Origin of the sequence: Draconibacterium sp. (genome assembly GCF_041583095.1) — a bacterium.
In the GTDB taxonomy this organism is placed as follows: Bacteria; Bacteroidota; Bacteroidia; order Bacteroidales; family Prolixibacteraceae; genus Draconibacterium.
The window spans coordinates 1-9,946 of the sequence record NZ_JBFHGM010000195.1; the positions used below are offsets into that span (position 1 = coordinate 1).

Below are 9,946 nucleotides of genomic sequence, written 5' to 3' on the forward strand. Positions count from 1 at the left end.
ACAGATCTTTTGCAAACTTTATTACAAATATGATTTCTGGTCTAATTGCTTATCACTTTTTTCCTAAGAAACCTGCTATCAAATATGAAGAAATTTGCACAGACCAATTGGCCATATTTTAAATCGAACTCGGGTTATTAAAAAGTGCGGTTCATTTACTGTTCGACTGCTTTCCCAGGTTCCCTTAAAAAAGTGATTCGTACTGTCGGTGTAAGAATCGGTATGATTAACAATCCGATCAGTAAACTGCCTGGCGGATAAGTCGCCATGTGTATAAAAATCCTTGGGAAGAACGGGCAATAACTCAAACCGGATGAAATGCTGCGCGATACTTTTGGAATAGGGTTTAAACACCGACAGAATATTGCCACTAAAAGCCGTAGCCATATTCAATACCAGCGCCGGTTCGCTGTTGCTAAAATCAATTTCATCCATTACCAGTATCTTTCTTTCGGGATTGATACGGGTGCGAAAATGAACCGTTCGGTTTTGGGCATCAAACAAGATCGACCACTCGGGATCGTCGAATACACGTAAGGTTTTCAGCATATAAAAACCATAATCCACCGGATCATCTCCGTTTTGGAAGTTATCAATCATTACCGCAGTACGCACAAAACGAGGCACATTCGGATCCGTTTCGACGGGCTGGTATTCGCCACCAAAACCACGGAAATATTTCGACAACTCCAGCTCACGATCATAAGGAGAATTAAAAAGTGCCGGAACGGGCATCTCATCTCCGGAGTGTACAACCACTTCGCCATTTATAAAGGCAATTGCTGCCGTATTTCCCTCGGCATCGCCAACAAAAAAGTGACAGGCCCAGCCATCGATCTGAAACTCTGAGGCACAGCGAATAGCCTCTTCAGTAGTTGAATAGTTATCGAGAATGTACTGCATCCAGTTCATCTGGTTAAGTTTGGGCAAACTATCGTTTTTCGGATAATCGGCTTCTTCGTTCGTCTCCCAAATAAATAAACCGGCTTCGTTCATCCCGCCATCGGGGAAATCTTTCCCGAAATTATTGAACGTAACCGATCCGTAACGCGAAATCCAGGTGTGCGAAGAAGGATTCACACGCGCTCGTGTAATAATCTCGCTCCATGTACGGCCTGTTTTAAACATTCCGCGTTTGTTAATAAATACCAGACCCGGCACACCAACGTCGCCCTCGTTGAGGTTATGCCCGTAAATTAAGGTTTCTCCTTTTTGTAATTTAAAAGTTGAGCTGGCCAGAGCAGCCTTGTGAAACGGCAGAAATAAAAACAAAGAAGTAACAAACAGCGCAATTATAGTTTGTTGAATTCTAATTTTTCCCGGCATTGAATTATTTGTTTTATAACGCGTAAATCCCTAGGTCGTTACGCTTGTCTTCTTTAACAAATAACGAATGTGGCTTGTTCGACTTTTGTTTTGCGGCTCTTCTGGGAGTATTACCAAAGGCTCCCTAACTCATGTTTTTTGTGATAAATCGTATAATCTACTAAATATCACAAAAGACTGGCTCCCCTCGAGAGGGGAGCTCCTGACAGGGTGAGGGGTAAAGAATTTTATTTGCCATCATTACCCTTTTGTCTGTCGACATTTTCCCTTACAAAGGGAAAACATCATTGATGTAAGGCTCCAAATAAACTGAACCGCTTTCGAAATTTCGAAAAAGAAAAAGCCACCTCCCGTTAACCGGAAAGTGGCTCTATTATCTTTTCTAAAAGCTAACAGCTCGTGACTCGCAGCTATTATTACATTTCAAATTTGTAATCACCTACATCGCTTAATTCCGATGCACGGATAAACTCGGCATGTGCTTTCACCTGTGCTTTTGCAAAGGCGATATAGTTTTTCGTCGATTTCAGGAACGAAGCCTCGCGGTTGGTATCCAGCAACAACAGGTAGCTCATAATAATGTGGCCTGCCATTTCAACCAAACGACGTGCATGGAAATCAACAAACTCGTTGTCGCCGGCAGCAGTTACTTTCTTAACTGCTTCTTCGTAATCGGCAGTAAGAATAATAAGCGTACGTTTCAGGTGCTCTAATGTTGGCGAAACTTTTTCAGCTTCGTATGCACGAATCTGGTTGAGATAACCACCTGTGGTTACACCGCGGATGGCAGCAACAACCTGCAACTGTGTTGTTCCTTCGTAAATAGATGTAATACGTGCATCGCGGTAAATACGTTCAACCGGGTAATCTTTCATAAAGCCCGATCCACCATGAATCTGAACCGCATCGTAAGCCAGCTGGTTACTGTATTCGCTCGCCATACCTTTTACAAGTGGTGTAAAGATATCAGCCAAACGCTGGTACTTTTTCATTTCGTCGCGCTCTTCTTTCTCCAGTTTACGCTCTTCGGCAATGTGCATGTAAGTTTTGTACATATCAACAAAACGCGAAGTTTCGTATAGTAAAGTACGCGAAGCATCCAGTTTGGCTTTCATCAGCGAAAGCATTTCGTAAACAGCCGGGAATTTGATGATCGCTTTACCGAACTGCATACGTTCTTTGGCGTATTCCAAAGCTTCGCGGTAAGCTGCTTCACACACTCCCACCGACTGCGCTGCAATACCCAAACGGGCACCGTTCATCAATGCCATAACGTATTTAATCAGTCCCATTTTACGCGATCCAACCAATTCGGCCGGAGCATCTTTGAATACCAGCTCGCAGGTTGGCGAACCAATAATACCCATTTTGTGCTCGATACGACGAACGGTTACACCACCCGATTGTTTGTCGTAAATATACATCGACAAACCACGACCGTCAGATGTTCCGGCTTCCGAGCGGGCCAGCACAAGCGAAATATCGCCGTCGCCGTTGGTGATGAAACGTTTCACACCATTCAGCAACCAAACTTGTTTCTCCTCGTTCCAGGTAGCTTTTAACTGCACCGCCTGAAGGTCGGAACCTGCATCCGGCTCGGTTAAGTCCATTGCCATAGTGTCGCCGTTGCAAACACGTGGCAGGTATTTTTCTTTTTGCTCTTCCGAAGCAAATTCGTTAATGGTTTCGGCACAATCCTGCAAACCCCAAATGTTTACAAAACCAGCGTCGGCGCGCGATACAATATCGGCAGCCATAATATAAGGCACAATCGGGAAGTTCAAACCTTCGTATTTGTAAGGCAACGACATTCCCATCAATCCGGCCTGGTTTAATGCTTTGATGTTTTCTTCGGTTCCGCGGGCATATTTTACGTGTCCGTCGATTACTTCCGGTCCTTCAGCATCAATACTCTCGGCGTTTTCAGAAACAATGTTTCCGCAAATTTCGCCAACAACCTCCAGCACACGATCGTAACTGTCAATTGCATCTTCGTAATCCAGTGGAGCAAAATCAAATTCATCCTTGAAAGTATATTCACGTTCTTTTAAGCGAACGATCTCTTTCATTAAAGGGTGATTCAGGTGAAATTTTAACTCGCTGTTATCTGTATAATAATTTGCCATTTTTTCAATTTTAAGTCGTGACTATTTGCTGTTCTTTTTATAATACTTGATCATTTTAGGAATGACCTCTGCCACATCTCCGGTAATTACATAGTCGGCTAGTGCATTAATCGGAGCTTCAGGATCGGTGTTGATTGCAATGATCTGTGCTGAATCTTCCATTCCGGCACGGTGCTGAATTTGCCCCGAGATACCGCAGGCTATGTACAGTTTCGGACGAACGGTAATACCTGTTTGCCCAATCTGACGCTCGTGACCTGCCAAACCAGAGTCGACCGCAGCACGCGAAGCACCAACTTCGCCACCCAGTACTTCTGCCAAATCGTATAACAACTTGAAGTTCTCTTTTGAACCTACACCGTAACCACCGGCAACAACAATAGGTGCACCTTTAACGTTCACCTTGCTTTTTTCCATGTGGCGCTCGATGATCTCAACCACGAAATCTTCGTCGCTTACATATTTAGCTACATCAAGTTTTACAACCTTTCCTTTGTATTTCGGATCAAGAATTTCTTTTTTCATAACACCCTCGCGCACGGTTGCCATTTGCGGACGGCAATCGGGATTGATAATGGTTGCAATGATGTTACCTCCAAATGCCGGACGAATCTGGTAAAGGAGGTTTTCGTAATTCTTGTCTTGTTTTTTATCGTAATGATCGCCAATGACAAGGCTGGTACAGTCGGCAGTTAAACCGCTGTGCAATGCCGACGAAACACGTGGTCCTAAATCACGACCAATCGACGAAGCTCCCATCAAAGCGATCTGAGGCTTTTGCTCTTTAAACAGGTTCACCACAATTGAAGTGTGTGGCAAAGTCTGGTAGGGGAACAAACGCTCATCGTCGGCAATGTAAAGTGTATCTACACCATAAGGAATTATTTGATCGCCAACTTTATCGAGTTTTGTACCGATAGCAATGGCTTCCAGTTTACATTTTAATTCGTTTGCCAGGGTACGTCCCTTGGTTAGCAATTCCTGACTAACATCAGCTACCTGGCCATCTTCTATTTCGCAATAAACAAATACGCTGCTCATTTCTTCAAATTTTTAACTATTCATTTAATGGCCTTAGCCAATTGTGTGACTCTTAATTAACTCAACCATCATGGCCTCAATTTCGTTGTCGGCAGCCGAAATTACTTTCGAATCTTTTGCCTGAAGAACAACATTCTCAACCGTTTTCACCTTGGTTGGCGAGCCGGTAAGACCAAGCTGCGATGCATCAGTTTCAATATCGTTAACGGTCCATTCCTGAATCATCAGGTCGGGGTGTTCGTTGTACAATGCAGTATAGTCTTCATTTTCCTTTTGAAGTTCGGTAACTGTACGTGCCTTTTTGAATTTCATGATTCGTTTGGCATTACGTGCGCGGCAATCAGGAGCTGAGCCGTTAACAGTCATTACCAATGGAAGCGGACATTTTGCTGTTTCCACACCATTCTCTAAACGGCGTTTTACGGTAACCGTTTTGTCTGTCACCTCCAGCACCTCTTCAACGTATGTTATCTGCAACATACCCAGCTTTTCGGCCACCTGAGGGCCAACCTGGGCAGTATCACCATCGATAGCCTGACGACCTGCAATGATCATATCAATTTTACCCATTTTTTTCAAGGCCTGTCCAATGGCATACGATGTTGCCAATGTATCCGAACCGGCAAAAGCACGGTCGGTTAGCAAAATACCACCGTCGGCACCGCGATATAAACCTTCGCGAATAATATCGGCAGCCCTGCCCGGCCCCATGGTTAGAATATTGATTTTTGATTCAGGAAATTGATCTTTAATGCGTAGTGCTTGTTCGAGGGCGTTCAAATCCTCGGGATTAAAGATGGCAGGAAGCACAGCCCTGTTTATCGTCCCGTCAGCCTTCATCGCATCTTTCCCCACATTTCGTGTGTCGGGAACCTGCTTCGCCAAAACAATAATGTTATAAGCCTTCATTCAGTAAGATTTTTTATTGATTGATATATAATTTCTTTATTTTTTCGATCTATTGCCCGAGCATTTTACCCACTCCTGCAATTTGAAAGCTAACAAATATAAAAATCGGTGCAAAACTAACCAAAGAGATTAGGACTCACAGACCTTTAATGTTTGTTAAATAGCAGAGCAGCCAAGGCATTCAGCCCTCGAACAGCCGTCCAAACGCAATACTGACAATGCTTTAAAACAATCGCCTTTAATATTCTAAAATTCTGAGCACGGAAAGTGACATTTAATTTAAAACCATTTTAATTAAAAACAGGAGGTTTCAGGCTGTTTTCAGGCGTTTTAAACGGTCATTTTTGTTGGATAAAGTGTTGCGATGTGATTTGTAAACTAACGACTTTAACTTAAGCAATAAGTGCTTTATCTGAAACAATGACTAATTCATCTCAAGCAACAACCACTTCAACTAAAGCAATAACCATTTCAACTAAAGCAACAACCACTTCAACTAAAGCAACGACCACTTCGGGTTAAGCAATGGCCAATTTAATTGAAGCAATAAGGGCTTTAAGTCAAACAACTACCATTTCAAGTCAAGCAAGAACCGCTTCAACTCTAACAATGAGTACTTCATGTCAAGCAAAATCGTCTTTTCCTATCAATGGAACATCAACCACATCACGCATAACAAATTGTACAATTAACGGATTGTTGCATATAATTAATTTTATTACCTTCATCCGCGGATTTCAAACCAAATCTAACCAAATTAATTCAGAGAACCGGTTCGTTAATTACGGGCCGGTTTTTTTATGTCCCAGGCAATCCTCAATTTGTTTTTCTGATGAGTTTCAAGAATGTCGCCCAAGCCCGTATTTATTTCATCGACATTAACCAGTTATAATACAAAAAAAGAGGAACCACTAATGATTCCTCTTTAAATATTATGCTTGTAAATTACTAAGCCTGAGCTGTAGGTCCACCAAAATTCATTGGTGGCAAATTCGGATCGTTACCTGAATTAACGTTTTTAATCGGGCCATGCTGTGCTTCAAATTTTGCAATATTATCTTGCAAGGCCATTAACAAACGTTTGGCATGTTCCGGTGTAAGAATAATACGAGACTTTACATTCGCTTTTGGAATACCTGGCATAATCCGTACAAAATCAACTACAAATTCAGAAGTTGAGTGAGTAATAACCGCAAGGTTCGAATAGGTTCCCTGAGCTACTTCCTCGTTCAATTCAATGTTTATTTGTTGCGATTTATGCTTTTTATCTTCCATAGTAATCCTTTTTAGCTATTAATCCGAATGTCTCATATCAACCAACCTGTCGTATTCTGATTTAGAACCAACAACAAGGTTTTTGTATTCTTTCAATCCGGTACCTGCCGGTATCAGGTGACCACAAATTACGTTCTCTTTCAGTCCGTCAAGGTAATCCATTTTACCGTTGATAGCGGCTTCGTTAAGAACTTTTGTTGTTTCCTGGAACGATGCGGCAGACAACCAGCTGCGTGTTTGTAACGCTGCTTTTGTAATACCCTGAAGAATCTGGCTTGATGTTGCAGGAATTGCGTCCCTCGACTCTACCAGTTTTTTATCTTTTCTTCTGAGCTGCGAGTTCTCATCTCTCAAACGACGTGAAGAAACAATCTGTCCGGCTTTAAGCCCTTCAGCATCTCCCGGATCAACTACAACTTTTTTGTTGTAGATCCAGTCGTTTTCAGACATGAATTCGTTTTTGTCGACCACTTGTTTTTCAAGGAAACGAGTATCACCCGGATCAACGATTTCTACTTTACGCATCATCTGGCGGATGATAATCTCAAAGTGTTTATCGTTAATTTTTACCCCCTGCATACGGTACACATCCTGAACTTCGTTCAAAATGTATTCCTGAACAGCAGTAGGCCCTTTAATTGCAAGAATATCAGAAGGAGTTGTAGCTCCATCAGATAAAGGTATACCTGCTCTGATGTAGTCGTTCTCCTGAACAAGGATCTGTTTCGACAGCGGTACAAGATATTTCTTCACATCGCCGTTTTTAGTGGTTACAATGATCTCGCGGTTACCACGTTTTATCTTACCTAATGAAACTTCACCGTCTACCTCAGAAACAACGGCAGGGTTAGATGGGTTACGTGCCTCGAATAACTCGGTAACACGTGGCAGACCCCCTGTGATATCGCCTGCTTTACCGGCAGCACGAGGAATCTTAACCAAAATCTTACCTGCTTTAACCTCTTGTCCGTTATCAACAGAGATGTGACCTCCAACCGGAAGGTTGTACGAGCGGATCATTTCACCGGCATCGTCCATAATCTTCAATGTTGGGTTTTTGGTCTTATCTTTTGTTTCGATAATTACACGCTCGCTATAACCGGTTTGCTCATCCGATTCCTGGCGGAAAGTAATACCTTCAATCAGGTTCTCGAACTCTACTTTACCATCGAACTCGGTAATAATTACACCGTTAAATGGGTCCCAATCACAGATCATAGTTCCTTTACGGATTTCCTGACCGTTTTTCACATACAGTTTACAACCGTATGGAAGTGGGTGAGTAGAAAGTGGAATATTGGTGTTTTTATCGATAATCTTTAATTCGGCCAAACGACTTACTACAATCTCAACGTCATTTCCTTCGTCATCTTTGTACGGTACCGAACGAAGCTCTTCAATCTCACAGTATCCATCGTATCTTGATTCAACTGTTGATTGTGCTGAGATGTTACCCGCGATACCCCCTACGTGGAAGGTACGAAGTGTAAGCTGAGTACCCGGCTCACCGATCGACTGTGCTGCAATAACTCCGGTAGCTTCACCTTTCTGAACTTTTTTGCCGGTAGCCAGGTTACGTCCGTAACACTTGGCACAAACACCAACTTTTGATTCACAGGTTAATACCGATCGTATTTCAACAGTTTCAATTGGCGAATCTTCGATTACTTTAGCAATCTCTTCAGTAATTTCATCACCCGATTTGATGATTAACTCACCATTTAACGGGTGGTAAATATCGTGTACTGTTGTACGACCAATAATTCTTTCGAATAATGATGCTACAACCTCTTCGTTATTTTTAACATCGCTGGCTACCAAACCACGTAAAGTTCCACAGTCGTCTTCCGAAATGATAACATCCTGGGCAACGTCTACCAAACGACGTGTTAAGTAACCCGCATCAGCTGTTTTAAGTGCGGTATCCGCCAAACCTTTACGAGCACCGTGAGTAGAAATAAAGTACTCCAGTACCGAAAGACCTTCTTTAAAGTTTGCCAAAATCGGGTTTTCAATAATCTGAGAACCTGTAGAACCAGATTTTTGTGGTTTTGCCATCAAACCCCTCATTCCGCACAACTGGCGAATCTGCTCTTTAGAACCCCTTGCACCTGAATCAAGCATCATATAAATTGAGTTGAATCCCTGGCGGTCGGTACTAATGGTCTTCATTACCGAGTTGGTAAGTTTCGCATTCGCATGTGTCCAAATATCAATAACCTGGTTGTAACGTTCGTTATTGGTAATGAAACCCATGTTATAGTTGTTGATTACCTCTTCAACTTCCTGGTAACCGTTAGCAACAATTTCGGTTTTGTCCTCAGGAATGATAACGTCGCCTAAGTTGAACGACAGACCACCACGGTATGCCATTGTGTAACCCAGGTTCTTGATATCATCAAGGAATTTAACAGTAATTGCGTTACCACTCTTATTAAATACGTCGGTAATAATGCTACGCAACGATTTTTTAGTCAAAATCTGGTTTACGTAACCTGCCTGACGTGGTACATATTCGTTGAAAAGAACACGACCTACAGTTGTTTCGATGATATGATTGAAGTATTCTCCATTCTCATCGATATCTTCAACTTTAACTTTAATAATAGCGTGAAGGTCGATTGCTTTCTCTTCGTATGCAATAGTTACTTCTTCTGCTGAATAGAAAGTCATTCCTTCGCCACGACAACCTTTACGTGATTTGGTCATGTAGTACAGACCCAAAACCATATCCTGCGATGGAACCTGAATAGGAGCACCGTTAGCAGGGTTCAACAGGTTGTGCGAAGCAAGCATTAACAACTGAGCTTCCAAAATTGCAGCATTACCTAATGGTAAGTGAACCGCCATCTGGTCACCATCGAAGTCGGCGTTAAAACCGGTACATACCAACGGGTGCAGCTGAATTGCTTTACCTTCAATAAGAACAGGCTGGAATGCCTGAATTGACAGACGGTGCAGAGTAGGTGCCCTGTTTAACATTACAGGGTGTCCTTTCAGCACGTTTTCAAGAATCTCCCAAACTACGGGATCTTTTCTGTCAACGATTTTCTTTGCCGATTTTACCGTTTTTACAATACCTCTTTCAATCAACTTACGGATTACAAAAGGTTTGTAAAGCTCAGCAGCCATATCCTTTGGAATACCGCATTCGTGGATCCTTAATTTAGGACCAACAACGATTACCGAACGTGCAGAATAGTCAACACGATTACCCAAAAGGTTCTGACGGAAACGACCTTGCTTACCTTTCAAACTGTCAGACAGTG

6 protein-coding genes are annotated in these 9,946 nt (G+C 42.5%); all 6 read right to left on the reverse strand.

Annotated elements, in window-relative coordinates; translation table 11 throughout:
- Nucleotides 1–78: 78 nt before the first annotated feature.
- Nucleotides 79–1,326 (reverse strand): hypothetical protein, encoded by a 1,248-nt coding sequence (locus tag ABZB17_RS16165; protein ID WP_372651559.1) that lies wholly within the window; start codon nt 1,324–1,326, stop codon nt 79–81.
- Nucleotides 1,327–1,742: 416 nt separating this feature from the next.
- The gene (locus tag ABZB17_RS16170; protein ID WP_045026368.1) at nt 1,743–3,452 is read right to left on the reverse strand and encodes an acyl-CoA dehydrogenase family protein; all 1,710 of its coding nucleotides are present in this window, start codon (nt 3,450–3,452) and stop codon (nt 1,743–1,745) included.
- A gap of 21 nt (nt 3,453–3,473) precedes the next feature.
- A complete protein-coding gene (locus ABZB17_RS16175) occupies nt 3,474–4,493 on the reverse strand; it encodes an electron transfer flavoprotein subunit alpha/FixB family protein (protein ID WP_372651561.1) in 1,020 nt (339 codons plus the stop codon).
- 33 nt (nt 4,494–4,526) lie between these two features.
- Nucleotides 4,527–5,402 carry an electron transfer flavoprotein beta subunit/FixA family protein gene (locus tag ABZB17_RS16180; RefSeq protein ID WP_372651564.1) on the reverse strand — a complete coding sequence of 292 codons (876 nt, stop codon included), beginning with the start codon at nt 5,400–5,402 and terminating at the stop codon, nt 4,527–4,529.
- Between the two features lie 948 nt (nt 5,403–6,350).
- Nucleotides 6,351–6,677 (reverse strand): DUF3467 domain-containing protein, encoded by a 327-nt coding sequence (locus ABZB17_RS16185; RefSeq protein ID WP_038555994.1) that lies wholly within the window; start codon nt 6,675–6,677, stop codon nt 6,351–6,353.
- Between the two features lie 18 nt (nt 6,678–6,695).
- The coding region (gene rpoC, locus ABZB17_RS16190) for a DNA-directed RNA polymerase subunit beta' (RefSeq protein WP_372651565.1) at nt 6,696–9,946 on the reverse strand (3,251 nt) is incomplete at its 5' end.

Bases quoted from the DNA above. Each gene is read 5' to 3' on its own strand.
- ABZB17_RS16175 (WP_372651561.1), bottom strand. From the start codon at position 4,493: ATGAGCAGCGTATTTGTTTATTGCGAAATAGAAGATGGCCAGGTAGCT.
- ABZB17_RS16180 (WP_372651564.1), bottom strand. From the start codon at position 5,402: ATGAAGGCTTATAACATTATTGTTTTGGCGAAGCAGGTTCCCGACACA.
- ABZB17_RS16170 (WP_045026368.1), bottom strand. From the start codon at position 3,452: ATGGCAAATTATTATACAGATAACAGCGAGTTAAAATTTCACCTGAAT.
- ABZB17_RS16185 (WP_038555994.1), bottom strand. From the start codon at position 6,677: ATGGAAGATAAAAAGCATAAATCGCAACAAATAAACATTGAATTGAAC.
- ABZB17_RS16165 (WP_372651559.1), bottom strand. From the start codon at position 1,326: ATGCCGGGAAAAATTAGAATTCAACAAACTATAATTGCGCTGTTTGTT.